Annotated in this window: 16 protein-coding genes and 1 tRNA gene; 5 read left to right on the top strand and 12 right to left on the bottom strand. The window is 67.8% G+C overall.

Features of this window, described 5'->3' with window-relative positions; all coding sequences use genetic code 11:
• Positions 1-54 precede the first annotated feature (54 nt).
• The 4 genes from DDQ50_RS03935 to DDQ50_RS03920 all read right to left on the bottom strand — a co-directional run bounded on the left by DDQ50_RS03935 (position 55) and on the right by DDQ50_RS03920 (position 4,961).
• Complete coding sequence (locus DDQ50_RS03935; RefSeq protein WP_116755379.1) at positions 55-909, bottom strand: NAD-dependent epimerase/dehydratase family protein; 855 nt, start codon at positions 907-909, stop codon at positions 55-57.
• A 23-nt stretch (positions 910-932) separates the two neighbouring features.
• Entirely contained in the window at positions 933-2,324 is a 1,392-nt protein-coding gene (locus DDQ50_RS03930; RefSeq protein ID WP_116755378.1) for an MFS transporter, read from the bottom strand.
• 310 nt (positions 2,325-2,634) lie between these two features.
• On the bottom strand, positions 2,635-4,218 hold the full coding sequence (locus DDQ50_RS03925; RefSeq protein WP_116755377.1) for a sensor histidine kinase: 1,584 nt from the start codon (positions 4,216-4,218) through the stop codon (positions 2,635-2,637).
• Positions 4,215-4,961 (bottom strand): response regulator transcription factor, encoded by a 747-nt coding sequence (locus DDQ50_RS03920; RefSeq protein ID WP_116755376.1) that lies wholly within the window; start codon positions 4,959-4,961, stop codon positions 4,215-4,217. The genes DDQ50_RS03925 and DDQ50_RS03920 overlap by 4 nt, the downstream gene beginning before the upstream one ends.
• Positions 4,962-5,197: 236 nt before the next feature.
• Here DDQ50_RS03920 and DDQ50_RS03915 point away from each other — a divergent pair, with 236 nt between their 5' ends.
• Both DDQ50_RS03915 and DDQ50_RS03910 read left to right on the top strand, forming a co-directional pair.
• Complete coding sequence (locus DDQ50_RS03915; protein ID WP_116755375.1) at positions 5,198-6,676, top strand: ABC transporter permease; 1,479 nt, start codon at positions 5,198-5,200, stop codon at positions 6,674-6,676.
• Between the two features lie 25 nt (positions 6,677-6,701).
• Positions 6,702-7,370, top strand: a complete 669-nt coding sequence (locus DDQ50_RS03910; protein WP_116755374.1) for an ABC transporter ATP-binding protein — start codon at positions 6,702-6,704, stop codon at positions 7,368-7,370.
• Positions 7,371-7,450: 80 nt separating this feature from the next.
• On the opposite strand, the gene nadE is transcribed toward DDQ50_RS03910, so the two are convergent.
• Both nadE and DDQ50_RS03900 read right to left on the bottom strand, forming a co-directional pair.
• On the bottom strand, positions 7,451-8,272 hold the full coding sequence (nadE, locus tag DDQ50_RS03905; RefSeq protein WP_116755373.1) for an ammonia-dependent NAD(+) synthetase: 822 nt from the start codon (positions 8,270-8,272) through the stop codon (positions 7,451-7,453).
• Between the two features lie 76 nt (positions 8,273-8,348).
• Positions 8,349-9,005 carry a histidine phosphatase family protein gene (locus DDQ50_RS03900; protein WP_116755372.1) on the bottom strand — a complete coding sequence of 219 codons (657 nt, stop codon included), beginning with the start codon at positions 9,003-9,005 and terminating at the stop codon, positions 8,349-8,351.
• Positions 9,006-9,250: 245 nt separating this feature from the next.
• Between DDQ50_RS03900 and DDQ50_RS03895 the strand changes: the two genes are divergently transcribed.
• Positions 9,251-10,246 carry an NADP-dependent oxidoreductase gene (locus tag DDQ50_RS03895; RefSeq protein ID WP_338065112.1) on the top strand — a complete coding sequence of 332 codons (996 nt, stop codon included), beginning with the start codon at positions 9,251-9,253 and terminating at the stop codon, positions 10,244-10,246.
• A gap of 28 nt (positions 10,247-10,274) precedes the next feature.
• Here DDQ50_RS03895 and DDQ50_RS03890 read toward each other — a convergent pair whose 3' ends face one another.
• From DDQ50_RS03890 to DDQ50_RS03865, 6 genes are all read right to left on the bottom strand, one after another.
• Entirely contained in the window at positions 10,275-10,871 is a 597-nt protein-coding gene (locus DDQ50_RS03890) for a GNAT family N-acetyltransferase (RefSeq protein ID WP_116755371.1), read from the bottom strand.
• Between the two features lie 53 nt (positions 10,872-10,924).
• Positions 10,925-11,614, bottom strand: a complete 690-nt coding sequence (gene rplA, locus DDQ50_RS03885) for a 50S ribosomal protein L1 (RefSeq protein WP_116755370.1) — start codon at positions 11,612-11,614, stop codon at positions 10,925-10,927.
• Positions 11,615-11,625: 11 nt separating this feature from the next.
• Complete coding sequence (rplK, locus tag DDQ50_RS03880; RefSeq protein WP_116755369.1) at positions 11,626-12,057, bottom strand: 50S ribosomal protein L11; 432 nt, start codon at positions 12,055-12,057, stop codon at positions 11,626-11,628.
• A gap of 125 nt (positions 12,058-12,182) precedes the next feature.
• Positions 12,183-13,196 carry a transcription termination/antitermination protein NusG gene (gene nusG, locus DDQ50_RS03875; protein ID WP_116755368.1) on the bottom strand — a complete coding sequence of 338 codons (1,014 nt, stop codon included), beginning with the start codon at positions 13,194-13,196 and terminating at the stop codon, positions 12,183-12,185.
• A 50-nt stretch (positions 13,197-13,246) separates the two neighbouring features.
• Positions 13,247-13,528, bottom strand: a complete 282-nt coding sequence (secE, locus tag DDQ50_RS03870; protein ID WP_116755367.1) for a preprotein translocase subunit SecE — start codon at positions 13,526-13,528, stop codon at positions 13,247-13,249.
• A gap of 78 nt (positions 13,529-13,606) precedes the next feature.
• Positions 13,607-13,679 (bottom strand) — tRNA-Trp (locus DDQ50_RS03865).
• A 230-nt stretch (positions 13,680-13,909) separates the two neighbouring features.
• On the opposite strand from DDQ50_RS03865, the gene DDQ50_RS03860 reads away from it, so the two are divergent.
• Both DDQ50_RS03860 and DDQ50_RS03855 read left to right on the top strand, forming a co-directional pair.
• A complete protein-coding gene (locus DDQ50_RS03860) occupies positions 13,910-15,136 on the top strand; it encodes a pyridoxal phosphate-dependent aminotransferase (RefSeq protein ID WP_116755366.1) in 1,227 nt (408 codons plus the stop codon).
• Positions 15,137-15,188: 52 nt separating this feature from the next.
• Positions 15,189-16,223 carry an alpha/beta hydrolase gene (locus DDQ50_RS03855; RefSeq protein ID WP_205663562.1) on the top strand — a complete coding sequence of 345 codons (1,035 nt, stop codon included), beginning with the start codon at positions 15,189-15,191 and terminating at the stop codon, positions 16,221-16,223.
• Positions 16,224-16,275: the final 52 nt, after the last annotated feature.

Raw genomic sequence — 16,275 nt, 5'->3', positions numbered from 1 at the left:
GCCCACTTCAGGCAGTGCTGGGCACGAAACACTGCCTGAAGTGGGCGACTCGCCTCAGGACAGCCCGGGTTCGGTGCGCCAGTAGTGCTCGGGTTCGAAGCCGAGCACCTCGCGGGCGTGGTCGATGCCGAGCAACGTCTCGTACCCCTCGAGCGGTCGGGGCAGTTCGACCTCGGGGAACACCGTCGCGGCGAGCTCCGCGCTGGGGATGTCCATCACGGTGTCGGCGGCCGCGATGATGAACGTGTCGAACCCCATCCGGTCGGACTGCAGGGCACGCAGCACGGCCTGGCCGCCGTCGCGGGCATCGATGTAGCCCCAGAGGTTCCACTTGCGCGCCTCGGGGTCGCCCTGCCAGGTGGGGAACTCCGCGTAGTCCTGCGGCTCCTGCACGTTCGAGAAGCGCAGCGCGAAGATCTTGAGGTCGGGGTGCCAGCGGGTGAACTGCCCGGCCATGTGCTCCTCGAGGGTCTTCACCAGCGAATAGGTGCTCTCGGGGCGCGCCGGATACCTCTCGTCGACGGGAAGGTAGGGAGGGGCGATCTCGAACGGCAGCCCGAGCACGGTCTCGCTCGATGCGTAGACGATGTTGCGGATGCCGACCTTGATGGCCGCGTTGAGCACGTTGAACGTCGACACCATGTTGTTGGCGAACAGGGCCGCATTGGTGGCGAAACCAGGCGCCGGGATCGCGGCGAGGTGGACGACCGAGTCGTACGGGCCGTCGTGACCATCCGTTCCCATGAGGGCGTCGACGACCTGCCCGTAGTCGCTGAGGTCGACGGGGATGAAGTCCTCGCCGCGAGAACCCACCCTGTCGAGGTTGGTGACCGAGTGCCCCGCGTCGCGCAGGTACTTCAGGACGTGTCGCCCGAGTTTTCCGCTTCCGCCGGTGAGCGCGATGCGCATGGTTTCCTTCCGTGCGGCATGAGTCACGCCGCTGTGCTCAGGGGTTCCGCGATCTCCTCGAGCGACTTGCGCTCGGCGGCGACTCCGAGGAAGACCTCGACGAGGCCCGCGGCAATCATCAATCCTGCCCCGATGTAGTAGCCGATGACGACCGAGTGGACGCCTTCCTCGATGAACCGGCCGAAGAGGATGGGGCCGATGATGCCGCCGAGCCCTGTTCCGACGGCGTAGAAGAAGGCGATGGCCATCGCGCGCGTCTCCATGGGGAAGATCTCGCTAACCGTCAGGTAGGCGGCGCTGGTGCCGGCCGAGGCGAAGAAGAACACGGTCACCCAGCAGATCGTGAGCGTGACGGCGTCGAGAGCCCCGTTGTCGAACAGGATCCCGGTGCCGACGAGGAGGACGCCGGAGCCGATGTAGCAGGTGCTGATCATGATCTTGCGGCCGACCACGTCGAAGAGGTGACCGAGCAGCAGGGGTCCGAGGAAGTTGCCGACCGCGATCGGGACCAGCGAGTACGGCGCGATGTTGTCGGGGACGTCGAGGAGCTTGGTCAGGACCAGGGCGTAGGTGAAGAAGACCGCGTTGTAGAGGAACGCCTGGCCGATGAACAGGGAGAGCCCGAGGACGAGCCTCTTCGGGTACTTGCGGACCAGGACCGAGATGATCTCGCCGAAGCCGGTCGACTTCCGCTGGTGGATCTTCATCTCGCCCTCGGCGGGCGGTAGCGCCTCTCCGCGTTCCTTCTCGATGCGCCCCTCGATGTCGCTGACCGTCTTCTCCGCATCCTCATCGCGACCGTGGATGACGGACCAGCGCGGCGACTCGGGAACGGTGCGGCGGACGATGAAGATCAACAGGCCGAGCACCGCGCCCAGTCCGAAGGCGAGACGCCAGCCGAGATCGGCCGGGAAGAGGTTGGTGTCGAGCAGTACGACGGTGAGCAGGGCGCCCGCGGCCGTGCCCAACCAGTAGGAGCCGTTGATCGCGAGGTCGACCACCCCGCGGCGGCGCGCCGGGATGAGCTCGTCGATGGCCGAGTTGATCGCCGCGTACTCGCCGCCGATGCCGGCCCCCGTCAGGAACCGGCAGACGAAGAAGAACAGCGGGTTCGGTGCGAACGCGGTTGCCACAGTCGCGAGGAGGTAGAGGCCGAGGGTCGCGATGAAGAGCTTCTTCCGACCGAACCGGTCGGTGAGGTAGCCGAAGCCCAGTGCCCCGAGGCACGCGCCGGCGACGTAGATGGCGGCGGCGAGACCGACATCGGCGGTTGTCAGCCCGAGGCCGGCGTCGGGCTCGGTCAGACGACTTCCGAGAGCCCCGACGATCGTGACCTCGAGACCGTCGAGGATCCAGACCGTGCCGAGACCGAGGATGACCAGCCAGTGGAACCTCGACCACGGGAGTCGGTCCATCCGTTGCGGGACGCTCGTCGTCACTGTCGGGCGGGTGCCCGTCGCTGCCCTGCCGGTGTCATGAGCCACAGTGCTCCGCCTTTCGATCCTCCGTCACGCTAAACCCGCGGCGGGGGCGCGCGACTTGCGATGTGCTGAGGGATCACTGGAGACGGGCTGAAAGCGGAGTCGATGGGAAGGCCTGCGCTTCGCTGCGCTCAGGGGGCGGCCCCCTGCTGGCTGAGCTCGTCGGAGCGCGCGACGCCCGGCAGGTTCGACCTGCGCTTCGACGGGCTCAGCGGGCGGGATGCGGGCTCAGCGGGATGCGGGCTCAGCGGGCGGGCGGCGCGTCGTTCTGCTCGCTGAGCTCGTCGAAGCGCGAGTCCTCCGAATCGATGTCGAGGTCGAGCTCTTCGTCAGCCTCGATCTCGGGTGCCGCATCGTAGGTCGCGCCCGTGGCGGCCGGGAGCGTGACGGTGAACACGGTGTCCCCGGGTTCGCTCTCGACCTCCACCGTGCCGCCGTGCGCCTCGACGACCGCTTTGACGATCGAGAGGCCGAGGCCGGTGCTCCCGGTGGACCGGTTGCGCGACTCGTCGCCTCGGACGAATCGTTCGAAGAGTGTGCCGACGAGTTCCGGATCGATACCGGGCCCGTCGTCCGCTACTCGCAGTCTGACGTCGTCACCCGAACGCTCGAGGCTGGTGGTCACCGTCGTCCCGGGCGGCGTGTGCGTGCGGGCGTTGGCGAGCAGGTTGACCACGATCTGCCGCAGTCGGGGATCGTCGCCGATGACGACGACGGGCTCCTCCGGCAGGTCGATGACCCAGTTGTGATCGGGACCTGCCGCATGCGCGTCGCCGACGGTCTCGAGTACGAGTATCGACATGTCGACCTCGTCCTGCCGGAGTTCGGGCTGCGAGTCGAGTCGCGCGAGCAGGAGGAGGTCCTCGACGAGCGAGGTCATCCGCATCGCTTCGCTCTCGATGCGGCCGAGGTTGCGGCTGACCTCGGGCGGGAGGTCGGGCTGCGTGCGGGTGGTCAGCTCCGAGTAGCCGCGGATGCTCGCGAGAGGCGTCCGGAGCTCGTGGCTCGCATCGGCGACGAAGTGGCGCACCTTGTCCTCGCTGCGCTGGCGGGCGGCGAGCGCTGAGCCGACATGGCCGAGCAGGCTGTTGAGGGCCGTGCCGACCTGACCGACCTCGGTCGTGGGGTCGGTGTCCCGTTCGGGTACGCGGATCGAGATGTCGACGTCGCCGCGGTCGAGCGGCAGCCTGGCGACGCTCGCCGCGGTCGCGGCCACACGATTGAGGGGCCGGAGGGCGACGCCGACGATGGCGCGCGCGCCGAGCGCGGCGAGGCCCAGACCGACGAGGGCGACGAGCGCGATCACCAGGGCGAGCTGACCGACGACGGCATTCACCGACGCAAGCGGGAGACCGGTCAGGATGACGTAGCCCGCCGACGTGGTGTGGCTGACGACGCGGTACTCGCCGAGGTCCTCACCGAGGTCCACGGTGTGCGGACTGCCGTCGAGCGGCACCTGCGCGAGACTGCGCAGCTCCTGGTTGTCGAGGAATTGGGAGACGCCCTCGGCGTCGGGGTAGCCGGCGAGGAGCAGCACGTTGTTGACGATGATGCCCGAGATCGTGCCGGACGCCTGGCCGGGAGCGTCCAGGAAGCCGTCGCCGGACCCGTCGGGCATCTCGTCGTGCGATTCCTGCAGGGGTGGACCGAGTGGGCCCAAGGCCCCCTGCGCGCGTCCTGCCGACTGGGTCAGCGACGCGTCGAGCTGCTCGACGAGGTATCCGTTGAGCAGTGTGACGCTCGCGACGCCGACGATCACGCTGACTACGGCCGTCAGGGCGACGACGATCAGGACGAGCCGGGATCGGAGCGTACGGGTGCCTCTCACGGCGCCGGCTTGATGAGGTACCCGGCTCCTCGCACGGTGTGGATCATCGGGGTGCGGCCGGCATCGATCTTGCGGCGCAGGTAGGAGATGTAGATCTCCACGACGCTCGACTTGCCGCCGAAGTCGTAGCTCCAGACCCGGTCGAGGATCTGCGCCTTGCTGAGCACGCGGCGGGGATTGCGCATGAGGAAGCGGAGCAGCTCGAACTCGGTGGCGGTGAGCTCGATGAGTTCGCCGTCGCGGAAGACCTCGTGGCTGTCCTCGTCGAGGGAGAGGTCGCCGATGCGGATGACCGGGTCGTTCTCGGCCGTCACCGACGCGATGGAACGGCGGATGAGGCCGCGGAGGCGTGCGACCAGCTCCTCGAGGCTGAACGGCTTGGTGACGTAGTCGTCGCCGCCCGCGGTCAGACCGGTGATGCGGTCGTCGAGGGAGTCCTTCGCGGTGAGGAAGAGGACGGCGGTGTCGCTGCCGTCGGCGCGGAGACGCGACAGGACCTGCAGCCCGTCGATGTCGGGGAGCATGATGTCGAGCACGACGGCATCGGGCTTGAAGTCCCGGGCGACGTTCAGTGCCGCCTTGCCATCGGATGCCGTCTTGACCTCCCAGCCCTCGTAGCGCAGGGCCATCGAGAGCAGATCGGTCAGGGTGGGCTCGTCGTCGACGACGAGCACGCGGATGGGCGAGCCGTCAGCGCGAGTGATGGGCGCGGGCTGGGTGCGAGTCGAGTCGAAAGCAGGCATGACTCCAAGTATCCGCAGATTTCTATGAGTCGTCTGAGCCAAAACTATGTCCTGAGCATGAGAGTTCATAGGTGCCGCACAGGTGCGACTTCCCCTTATCCATCACGCATCGGCGGCTCGTCGGCAGTGATGCGAGAGCCATAACCGTGCCATAGGGCGCCCATAGACGGCGTTCCTACCTTCTCCCCTGTCCGCCGTGAGAGAAACGCGGCCCACCCAAGAGGAGAAGGCATCCAGTGTTCGGAATCTACCTGCGGCGAGAGCTGCTGAACCGACGGCGACAGACGATCATCATCGCGATCGGCATGGCCCTCGCGATCGCCCTCGTCATCATCGTCAACTCCGTGTCCGGCGGCGTGAAGAACGCGCAGGCGGCCGTACTTGAATCGGTCTACGGCGTCGGCACCGACATCACAATCACCCAGGAACCCGAAGCACCCACCGAGGGCCAGGGCCCGGGGCAGCAGTTCGACTTCGGGTCGGGCGACGGAACGACCACCGATGGAACCACCGCCGTCAGCCAGTCCCGCCTGGAGGCCGCGCGGGGGAGCAGCACCTTCGACGCCTCCGCGATCGACACCGCGGCCGGCACCGACGGCGTCGCGGCAGCCGTCGGTGTGCTGTCGCTGACGAACACCACCTTCGACGGCGAACTGCCCGACTTCTCGCAGATGCAGCAGGGCGGAACAGACGGCGCACCCGGTTCCGGCGCGCAGCCCCCCTCCGGAGGCCCCGACGGCGCGGGCGGAAGCTCCTTCGACATCGACTCGTTCACCGTTCTCGGGTACGACCCGGCAGCGGCGGCCGTCGGGCCCCTGACCGCGGCGACGCTCTCCGACGGGCGCGTGCTCGAGGCGTCCGACGCCGGTGCCGATGTCGCGATCATCGACAGCACCTACGCCACCGAGTCCGACCTGGCGGTCGGCGACACCATCGACATCGGCGGTACCTCGTTCGAGATCGTCGGCATCGTCACCTCGACCTCCGCCGACGGCACCAGCGCCTCGAACGTGTACATCCCGCTCGTCACCGCGCAGACCCTCGCGGGACTCGACGACCAGATCTCGAGCGTCTACGTGCAGGCCGACTCGGCGGACTCGATCGACGCCGTGAAGGCGGACCTCGAGACCGCCCTCCCCGACGCGACCGTCAACACGCAGGAGGATCTCGCGTCCAGCGTCTCGGGTTCGCTGTCCAGCGCGACCGGCCTCATCACGAGCCTGGGCACCTGGCTGTCGATCATCGTGCTGATCGCCGCGTTCCTCGTCGCGATCCTCTTCACCATCTCGGGCGTCACCCGCCGCACCCGCGAGTTCGGCACCCTGAAGGCGATCGGCTGGAGCAACAAGCGCATCGTCGGTCAGGTCGCGGGCGAGTCGCTCGTACAGGGCGCCATCGGCGGCGTCGTGGGCATCGCACTCGGCCTCGTCGGGATCCTGATCGTCAACCTGATCGCCCCGACCCTCGGTTCGGGAACGGCGACGACCACCGAGGCCGCCGGCCCCGGCGGCATGCCCGGCGGCCCCGGTGCGGCGGGCTTCGGCCAGCAGGCCATCGCATCGACCACGGATATCACCCTCCAGCTGCCGGTCACGTTCGCGGTCATCGGCATCGCGGTGGGGATCGCGATCCTCGGCGGACTCATCGCCGGTGCATTCGGCGGGTGGCGGGCCTCCCGCCTGCGTCCCGCTGCCGCATTCCGCTCGGTCAACTGACCTCCGACGCAACGAAAGGTTCACCATGTACACGCTCTCCGGAGTCACCAAGACGTACGACCAGTCCAAGCGCAAGGTCACCGCACTGAGCGGAGTCGACCTCGTCATCGAGAACGGCGAGCTCGTCGCCATCCAGGGACCGACGGGTGGCGGCAAGTCGACTCTGCTGCAGTTGCTCGGCGCACTCGACCGCTCCTCCTCGGGCTCCGTCAAGCTCGACGACGCCGACCTCTCCTCACTCGGTGACGGGAAGCTGGCGACGATCCGTGCTCAGGAGATCGGCTTCGTCTTCCAGGGCTTCAACCTCATCCCGACGTTGACCGCCCTCGAGAACGTCGAGACCGCGCTCGCACCGCTCGGCTTCGGAACGACCGACCGGCGCGACCGCTCGGTCGAGGCGCTCGAGAAGGTGGGGCTGGGAGACCGGATCCACCACCTCCCGAGTGAGCTGTCCGGTGGACAACAGCAGCGGGTCGCCATCGCTCGGGCCCTGGTGAAGCAGCCTCGGGTGCTGCTCGCCGACGAACCGACGGGCAACCTCGACGAGCAGACCCGTGACGAGATCATGGACCTGCTCGAAGCCGAGTGGCGTGAGCGCGGGTTCACGTTCATCGTCGTCACGCACGATTCGGCCGTCGCGAAGCGGGCGCCGCGCCGCCTCCGGATCAAGAACGGGACCGTCTCGGAGCGCTAGCCGGCGGCCGAGTTGCCCAGTTCAGGCAGTGTTTCTTCGCTCGCACTGCCCGAACTGGGCAATTCGGCGTGGTGGAGGGGTCAGCGCCACCAGTCGTCGAACATCGAGACCGGCGGGCGCCGCTTGTGCTCGGTCGACAGGTAGCGCTGTTCGATCTTCTCGGCGATCTCCGGATCGATGTCCTTGCCTTCGAGGAAGTCGTCGATCTCGCGGTAGGTGATGCCGAGGTTGGCCTCGTCGGTCTGGCCGGGGTCGTCGTCGAGCAGGTCGGCGGTGGGAGCCTTGAGCCACAGCCGCTCCGGGGAGTCGAGGTGTTCGAGCAGCGCTCGCCCCTGCCGCTTGCTCAGTCCGGTGAGCGGGAGGAGGTCGGCACCGCCGTCGCCGAACTTGGTGAAGAACCCCATGACCGCCTCGGCCGCGTGGTCCGTTCCGATGACGAGGAGGTTGTGCTGACCGGCGATGGCGTACTGGCCGACCATGCGCGAACGGGCCTTGACGTTGCCGCGGGTGAAGTCGCGGATCGGTTCCCCCGTCGAGTCGCCGAACTCGGCGTCGAAGCCGGCCACGGGCCGCTCGATGTTGAAGACGAGACGGCGGTCGGGCTGGATGAACTCGAGCGCGAGCTGCGCATCCTCCTCGTCGGCCTGCACCTTATGGGGCATCCGCACGGCGAAGAACACCGCGTCGGTGCCGTCGGCACGCAGCTCCTCGACGGCCTGTTGGGCGAGCTTCCCGGCCAGTGACGAGTCCTGCCCGCCGCTGATCGCGAGCAGGAATCCGGCGGCTCCCGTCTTTCGGAGGTAGTCCTTGAGGAAGTCGACGCGTCGACGCACCTGCTCGGCGGCGTCGATGGTGGGCTCCACGTTGAGGTCGGCGATGATCGTGGCCTGCAATTCGCGCATCCTCAGACGCTACCCCTCCCGGTGCGCCCCATGCCACGAGCCCGGCACCTGTCGTCCGGGAACAGTGTCAGCGGAGTTAGTCGGGGTCACCCAGGGGGTCGGGGGCGGAGTCGTCCTCGAGCGCCGACCCGCCGAGCGGGGTGTCCTGCCACCGCACGCAGGTCCATCCGGTGTCGGGTGAGCCTTCGAGGATCACGATGCCGGTGTTCTCGAGGCCGTTGACACGACTGAAGTCCGCATCGATGTTCGCCGAGACCCACGACGCCCACGTGCGGATCGCGGCGCCGTGGCTGAACAGGGCCACCGTTCCCTCGGGATGGCGCTCGACCACCGCGCGGACCGCCGCGTCGTAGCGCGCGAAGAACTCCGTTCCGCTCTCGCCACCCGGGATGCGGGCACTGAAGTCGTTCCACCACTCCAGCATGGTGCGGAGATAGGTGTGCACCGCGTCCCAGTCGGATCGGCCCTCGAGATCGCCGGCGGAGATCTCCTGCAGTCCGTCCAGCTCCTTGGGCTCGAGGTCCCGCGCTGAGGCGAGGGGCGCCGCCGTCGCATGGGTGCGCCTCATCGTGGACACGGCGATCGCATCGATGCGCTCCTCCGACAGCGCGGCGGGAACGGCCGACGCCTGCGACTGCCCGAGCGCTGTGAGACCCGGCCCCGGGACCTCGGTGCCGAGCGCCCCGTTCACGTTGTCGACCGTCTGACCGTGCCGAATCAGGATGAGGCGCATTCCGCAAAGCCTACGCAGGCCAACCACCACGATCGCTGATCCGACCGCCCTCGCCGAGCTCGATACGACCGCATCGACTTCCGCGGAATGAGCGCTCTCGCGCCGCTTCGAGAATGTTGCCCACCGGGAACACCCCCGTAACACCGCCGAAGCATTGGGGAAGTTGACTGTGTCCACACGCCCGACATCCGACGAGGCGGCGATCGAAGGGCAACTCTGTGACCACCGAGAGGATGAGTGGCATCGTGTCGCCACCCATCGAACGGACGGCCCTCCCCACCACGATGAGAGCCGTCCTCGCCCAGAAGGCCGGTGGCCCCGAAGTGCTCGGCACCGAACTCGTCACCTCCCCCACCCGCGTCGGCAGCGAGGTTCTCGTCCGCGTGCTGGCGGCGGGGGTCAATCCGGTCGACGCCAAGACGCGCGCTGGTGTCGGCGTCGCCGCAGGTCTGCCCGGGTGGCCGACCATCCTCGGCTACGACTTCAGCGGTGTCGTCGTGGAATCCCCCTACAGGTCCTTCGGTCTCCAGCCGGGCGACGAGGTCTTCGGCATGACCGCATTCCCGCATCAGGGTGGCAGCTACGCCGAGTACGTGTCGGTCCCCGCCCTCAATGTCGCCCGCAAGCCGAGTGTGCTCTCGCATACCGAAGCGGCAGCGGTTCCCCTCGCGGCGCTGACCGCGTGGGGCGCGACCGTCGATGTCGCCAAAGCGCACGAGGGCCAGCGCGTCCTCGTTCACGCGGGCGCCGGGGGTGTCGGCCACCTCGCAGTGCAGTTCGCCGCCTACTTCGGAGCCGACGTCACCACCACCGCCTCCGCCGCGAACGCCGACTGGCTGCTGTCACTCGGCGCGCGCGAAGTGATCGACTACACCACCACCCGGTTCGACGACATCCTCGACGATTTCGACGTCGTGATCGACTGCGTCGGCGAGGCCAAGTCCAGCACCGCGACGCGATCCATCCCGGTGCTCCGGCAGGGTGGCCTGCTGGTGTCCTTGCCCGGTGACGGGATCGACGCGATCGTCGCGACGGCCGAGGCGGCCGGTCGGCGCGCGACCGGGTACTGGGTGATCCCCGACGCGAGCACGCTCTCCGTCATCGCCCGCCTCATCACCTCGGGAGACGTCAAGATCGCGGCCGATCACGTATTCGACCTCGAGCAGGCGGCCGATGCTCACCGCCTCGTCGAGAGCGGTCACGTGCGCGGCAAAGTCGTGCTCAAGATCAGCGACTACTGACCCCGCCGCCGCTATCCGCGGAGACGTCTCAGAGCCGGATCTCGCGGACGAAGTCGTCCTCCCAGACGTCGCCGACCAGGAACTTCTTGGTGCCGACCCGTTCGAAACCGTTCTTCTCGTAGAACCGGTTCGCGCGGGCGTTGAGATGGTTGACGCCGAGCCAGACGGAGACGGCGCCGTTCCGCCGGGCGATGTCGACGCTCGACTCGATGAGAGCCCGGGCTATTCCATTGCCGTGATGCCCGGGGAGTACGTAGCACTTGCTCAACTCCGCGGTCGGGCGCAGCTGAACCGCCGCCGCGACGTCGGCGTCGTACGGTTCCGCGAAGACGAGCATCGTGTAGCCGACCATCTCGCCATCGACCTCGGCGATCACGAGCCGTCGCGACGGATCCGCGAGGTAGCTGTCGAAGCGCTCCTCCGTGAGATGCACGCGGATGAACTCGGCCTTGGCCGCATCGGTCGTCGTCGGCGGGCACGCGAGCGGGAAGGTTAACGCGGCGACTGCAGCGAGGCCCGCCGCGTCGGAGGCGACAGCGGGGCGGACACTGAAGACGCGCTCGCCGGACGCAGAGATGCCCGGCACCTTCTCCCCGCCGGGTAGGCGGTTCGTGGTGCCGGGCATCTCAGTCACGCGGATGCGATCAGCTGCGGGGCTGACTCAGCGTCGGTACGAACTCAGAGGGCGTTGACGTCGAGCGGGATGCCCGGGCCGAACGTGGTCGAGACCGACCCCTTCTGGATGTAACGGCCCTTCGAGGACGACGGCTTGAGGCGCTGGACCTCGTCGAGCGCTGCCTTCAGGTTCTCGTTCAGCTGCTCTTCGCTGAAGCCGGCCTTGCCGACGACGAAGTGCACGTTGGCGTGCTTGTCGGTGCGGAACTCGATCTTGCCGCCCTTGATGTCGGTGACAGCCTGCGCCGCGTTGGGCGTGACGGTACCGGTCTTGGGGTTGGGCATGAGGCCACGGGGGCCGAGGACCTTTCCGAGACGACCGACCTTGCCCATGAGCTCGGGGGTCGACACGGCGGCGTCGAACGACGTGTAGCCGTTCGCCACCTTCTCGATCAGCTCGTCGCCGCCGACCTCGTCAGCACCGGCGGCGAGAGCCGCCTCAGCTGCGGGGCCGGTCGCGAACACGATGACGCGGGCGGTCTTGCCGGTGCCGTGGGGCAGGAGGACGGTGCCGCGCACCATCTGGTCCGCCTTACGGGGGTCGACGCCCAGCTTCAGCGCGACCTCGACGGTCGAGTCGAACTTGGACGAACCGGTGACCTTGGCCAGGTCGACAGCCTCGCTGGGCGTGTAGAACTTGCCTTCTTCGATCTTCTCCGCTGCTGCGCGGTATGCCTTGCTCTTCTGTGCCATGTTCCCTGTCCTCAGCCTTCGACCGTGATGCCCATGGAACGGGCGGTGCCGGCGATGATCTTCGCCGCTGCATCGATGTCGTTCGCGTTGAGGTCGGGCTGCTTCTGCACGGCGATCTCGCGGACCTGCTCACGGGTGAGCTTGGCGACCTTGACCGTGTGAGGAGTTGCGGATCCCTTGCCGACGCCCGCTGCCTTCTTGATCAGCTCGGCTGCCGGCGGGGTCTTGAGCACGAACGTGAACGAGCGGTCCTCGTACACGGTGATCTCGACGGGGATGACGTTGCCGCGCTGCGATTCGGTCGCCGCGTTGTACGCCTTGCAGAACTCCATGATGTTGACGCCGTGCTGACCGAGCGCAGGCCCGATGGGCGGTGCGGGGTTCGCGGCGCCAGCGTTGATCTGGAGCTTGATGAGCCCCGTGACCTTCTTCTTCGCTGCCATTTTCTTTCCTTTCTCGAGCAGCCTCTTGGCTGCTCTCCCGCCTCCCCGGCGATTCCGGGGCGCGGTGGTCTTTTATCCGGGTCGCGCCATGGCCGCTTCGCGGGCCTGCTCGACCGTGTCGCGAGCTACAGCTTCGTGACCTGGTCGAAGCTGAGCTCGACCGGCGTCTCGCGCTCGAACAGCGAGACGAGGACCGTGAGCTTGCCGCTCTCGGGCTTGATCTCGCTGATGGTTCCGGGGAGACCCGCGAACGAGCCTTCCTTGATGGTGATGGTCTCGCCGATTTCGAAGTCGACCTCGGCGGGGATCGAACGGGCCTGCGTGGGCGAGCCCTTCGTGCCGGTGCCGGCCTTGACGGGGGCCTCGGCGATCTGGACCGTGCTCTTCAGCATGTTGAAGGCCTCTTCGAAGCGCAGCGGCGTCGGGTTGTGCGAGTTGCCGACGAAGCCTGTGACGCCCGGGGTGTGACGGACGACCGACCACGACTCCTCATTCAGGTCCATGCGGACCAGCACGTATCCGGGGATGCGGACGCGGTTGACCAGCTTGCGCTGCCCGTTCTTGATCTCGACGACGTCTTCCATCGGGACCTGGACCTCGAAGACGGAGTCTTCCTGGCCGAGGCTGCCCTTGCGCTGCTCGATGTTCTGCTTCACGCGCTTCTCGAAGCCGGCGTACGAGTGGATGACGTACCACTTGCCGAACTTGGCGCGGAGCTCCTTGCGGAACTCGTCGTACGGGTCGACCTCTGCGTCGTCGTCTTCGGCGCTCGCCTCGTCGGCGAGGTCGCCCTCGAGCGATTCGACGACGGAGACCGGGTTCTCAGCCAAGTTCTCCTCGGCCTCGTCCTCGGTCGCCTCTTCGGCGGCAACGGCCTGGTCGAGATCGTGGACTTCGAGGGCCTCGTCGACAACGGCGTCGGCGGCGGGATCCGCCGTCTCCTCAATGGCCTCGAGGACCTCGTCGATGTTGGTCCAATCGTCGGAGACGACGGACAGAGCGGTGTGCTCGGCCGATTCGCTCTGACGCTCGTCGGACTCGTAGACGTCGCCCGTTTGGTTCTCATCGACCTCTGAGCCCTGCTCTGCAGCGGGACCCAGGTCGATGTCGTCGCGGGGATCGCGGTCGGTGTTCGACACTGTTGCTAACTCTCTTTTCGTAAGTTCGACGCCGGGTAGCGCCGGGCACGTCACAGGACGGCGGACGGATCTCCGAAGATGAACACGACGAGAGCACTGAAGGCGTAGTCGAGGACCCCGACGATCGCCATCATGATGATCACGAAGACCAGAACGACCGTCGTGAACCCGAGGAGCTCGCGCCGCGTGGGCGTGACGACCTTCCGCAGTTCGGCGATCACCTGGCGCACGAACAGCGCGATGCGAGCGAACGGCGAGCGCCTCGCCTGCCGCTCTGCCCGGGCAATGGCTACGACGTCCTCGCTGGGCTCGTCGACGACCTTACGCGCCACGTGGGACCTTCCATCTTCTGTCGTTTCTCCGGCCGTCCAGCGACCGCATCTCCCGGCAGGCTTGCCTGAGGAGACGAGCAGGGCGGACAGGACTCGAACCTGCAACCTGCGGTTTTGGAGACCGCTGCTCTACCAATTGAGCCACCGCCCTAAAGCGACTGAAAGACGCACAGCTTCGCCACGACACTCGAGGATGGGCTCTCACCCAGGGCCGACGACAGGCGCGGCGAAGCATGGCATCTTTCAACCAGTGCCGCCAAGTCTAACACCGCGACTCCGACGTGCCGCTAGGCCGTCGGCGATCCCCGTTCGGGGAGCCCGTGGGCACGAGTGCGCGACGGCTTCATCGTAGGGTCCGCCCCGGCCCGTAGGCTGGGAAGCATGACCGGCGAACGTCCCCGCATCTCTCCTCGACTCGCAGCGATCGCACCCTCTGCGACGCTGAAGGTCGACTCCAAGGCCAAAGCGCTCCAGGCGGAGGGACGCCCCGTCATCAGCTACGCCGCGGGCGAGCCCGATTTCCCGACCCCCGACTTCATCGTCGAGGCCGCCGTGGCCGCTGTGCGCGATCCGCGCAACCACCGCTACACCGCGGCCGCCGGTCTGCCCGAGCTCCGCGAAGCGATCGCAGCGAAGACGCTCCGCGACAGCGGCCTGGCCGTCGACCCGTCGCAGATCATCGTGACCAACGGCGGCAAGCAGGGTGTGTACCAGGCCTTCCAGGCCGTCCTCGGAGACGGCGACGAGGCGATCCTGCCCGCGCCCTACTGGACCACCTACCCCGAGGTCGTGAAGCTCGCGGGCGGCGTCCCGGTCGAGGTGTTCGCCGGGGCCGACCAGGACTACCTCGTCACGGTCGAGCAGCTCGAGGCCGCGCGCACCGACCGCACCAAGGTGCTGCTGTTCGTCTCCCCCTCGAACCCGACCGGTGCCGTCTACTCGGCCGAGCAGACGAAGGCCATCGGCGAATGGGCCGATGCGAACGACCTGTGGGTCATCACCGACGAGATCTACCAGAACCTCGTCTACCCCGACGGTCTCGCCCCGGGCGAGACGCCCAAGGCCGCCATTTCGATCGTCGAGGCCGTCCCGTCGCTCGCCGACCGCACCATCCTCGTCAACGGCGTCGCCAAGTCCTACGCGATGACGGGCTGGCGACTCGGCTGGATGATCGGTCCCGCCGATGCGATCAAGGCCGCCGCGAACCTGCAGTCGCACCTCACCTCGAATGTCTCCAACGTGTCGCAGCGCGCCGCGATCGCCGCACTGACCGGCCCGCAGGACGAGGTCGAGGCCATGCGCCAGGCCTTCGACCGGCGCCGTCACACGATGGTCCGCGAGCTCAACAAGATCGACGGGTTCATCACGCCGACACCGCAGGGGGCGTTCTACGTCTACCCCGATGTGCGCGGGCTGCTCGGTCGCGAGTGGGGCGGCGTGACACCTCGCACCTCGCTCGAACTGGCGGACCTGATCCTCGACCAGGCCGAGGTCGCGGCGGTTCCCGGCGAGGCGTTCGGCCCGGGCGGCTACCTGCGCTTCAGCTACGCGCTCGGCGACGACGCTCTTCTCGAGGGCGTGCAGCGCCTCCAGCGTCTCTTCGCCTGACCGACCGGCGCGTACACCCCGCGCCGAGTGGGCGGTCCCCTAACTTGACCACGTGAGCGTTCACCGGACACGACCGTGGTACCGACGACCTTCCCGCGCCATCCCCGCGGTCGCCCTTGCGGCGCTCGTGGCGACCGTCGCCTACTCGCTGGTCAGCCCCTGGCTCTCCTCACTTCTCATCCGCGCCGTGTTCACCAACGGGGCCGACGGCACGGTTCGGGAGATGACGCCCTACGTGCCGGCTGCGGGCTTCACCTCGCAGCTGAACATCCCCTACGGACCGTCGGGGCCGGACACCACGCTCGACGTGTTCTCCTCCGAGGTGGGCGGGGACGCTCTGCCGACCGTGGTGTGGATCCACGGCGGAGCCTGGATCTCGGGCGACAAGAGCAATGTGGCGCCCTACCTCCAGATCCTCGCGGCTGACGGCTACACGACGGTCGGGGTCAACTACACGATCGCGCCGGAAGCCGACTACCCGACGGCGATCACCCAGATCAACTCCGCGCTCGCCTACCTTCTCGAGAACGCGGCGACGCTGCGGATCGATCCGAATCGGATCGTGCTCGCGGGGGATTCGGCCGGATCGCAGCTGGCCAGCCAGGTCGCCGCGATGACCACCAACCCGGCGTTCGCGCAGGAAGCCGGCATCGAGCCGGCGCTCTCACCCACTCAGCTGCGGGCGGTGATCCTCAACTGCGGCGTGTACGACCTGGACGAGCTGTCGGCGACGGCCACCGGCATCACCGGGTGGGGTTTCAAGACTGCGCTGTGGGCCTACACCGGGGAGCGCGACTGGTCGGACACCAGAGCGGGCGCGCAGATGTCCACGATCGACTTCGTGACAGCGGACTTCCCCGCGACGTACATCTCGGGCGGGAACGGCGACGGTCTGACCGCGGGGCAGTCCAAACCCTTCGCCGCCCGACTGACCGAGCTCGGGGTGCCGGTGACAGAGCTCTTCTGGCCCGATGACCACACCCCCTCGCTACCGCACGAGTACCAGTTCCACCTCGACTTCGACGGGGCGAAGACCGCGCTCCAGCAGACGCTCGACTTCCTCTCCTCCGTCACCGCGACCCCCTGACCCCGCCCCGCACCGATCAAAGAGACCAGACCGGTTTCGGGCCGGATGTCAT

This window comes from Amnibacterium flavum (genome assembly GCF_003097495.1).
Classification (GTDB): Bacteria; Actinomycetota; Actinomycetes; order Actinomycetales; family Microbacteriaceae; genus Naasia; species Naasia flava.
The sequence above is the reverse complement of the archived record's forward strand: the minus strand, read 5'-3'. Positions and strand labels throughout refer to the sequence as shown.

Excerpts from the sequence above, each read along its gene's own strand:
- DDQ50_RS03910 (WP_116755374.1), top strand. The coding sequence starts at position 6,702 with ATGTACACGCTCTCCGGAGTCACCAAGACGTACGACCAGTCCAAGCGC.
- DDQ50_RS03935 (WP_116755379.1), bottom strand. The coding sequence starts at position 909 with ATGCGCATCGCGCTCACCGGCGGAAGCGGAAAACTCGGGCGACACGTC.
- DDQ50_RS03920 (WP_116755376.1), bottom strand. The coding sequence starts at position 4,961 with ATGCCTGCTTTCGACTCGACTCGCACCCAGCCCGCGCCCATCACTCGC.
- nadE (WP_116755373.1), bottom strand. The coding sequence starts at position 8,272 with ATGCGCGAATTGCAGGCCACGATCATCGCCGACCTCAACGTGGAGCCC.
- DDQ50_RS03890 (WP_116755371.1), bottom strand. The coding sequence starts at position 10,871 with ATGCCCGGCACCACGAACCGCCTACCCGGCGGGGAGAAGGTGCCGGGC.
- DDQ50_RS03860 (WP_116755366.1), top strand. The coding sequence starts at position 13,910 with ATGACCGGCGAACGTCCCCGCATCTCTCCTCGACTCGCAGCGATCGCA.
- rplK (WP_116755369.1), bottom strand. The coding sequence starts at position 12,057 with ATGGCAGCGAAGAAGAAGGTCACGGGGCTCATCAAGCTCCAGATCAAC.
- DDQ50_RS03930 (WP_116755378.1), bottom strand. The coding sequence starts at position 2,324 with ATGGACCGACTCCCGTGGTCGAGGTTCCACTGGCTGGTCATCCTCGGT.
- rplA (WP_116755370.1), bottom strand. The coding sequence starts at position 11,614 with ATGGCACAGAAGAGCAAGGCATACCGCGCAGCAGCGGAGAAGATCGAA.
- DDQ50_RS03900 (WP_116755372.1), bottom strand. The coding sequence starts at position 9,005 with ATGCGCCTCATCCTGATTCGGCACGGTCAGACGGTCGACAACGTGAAC.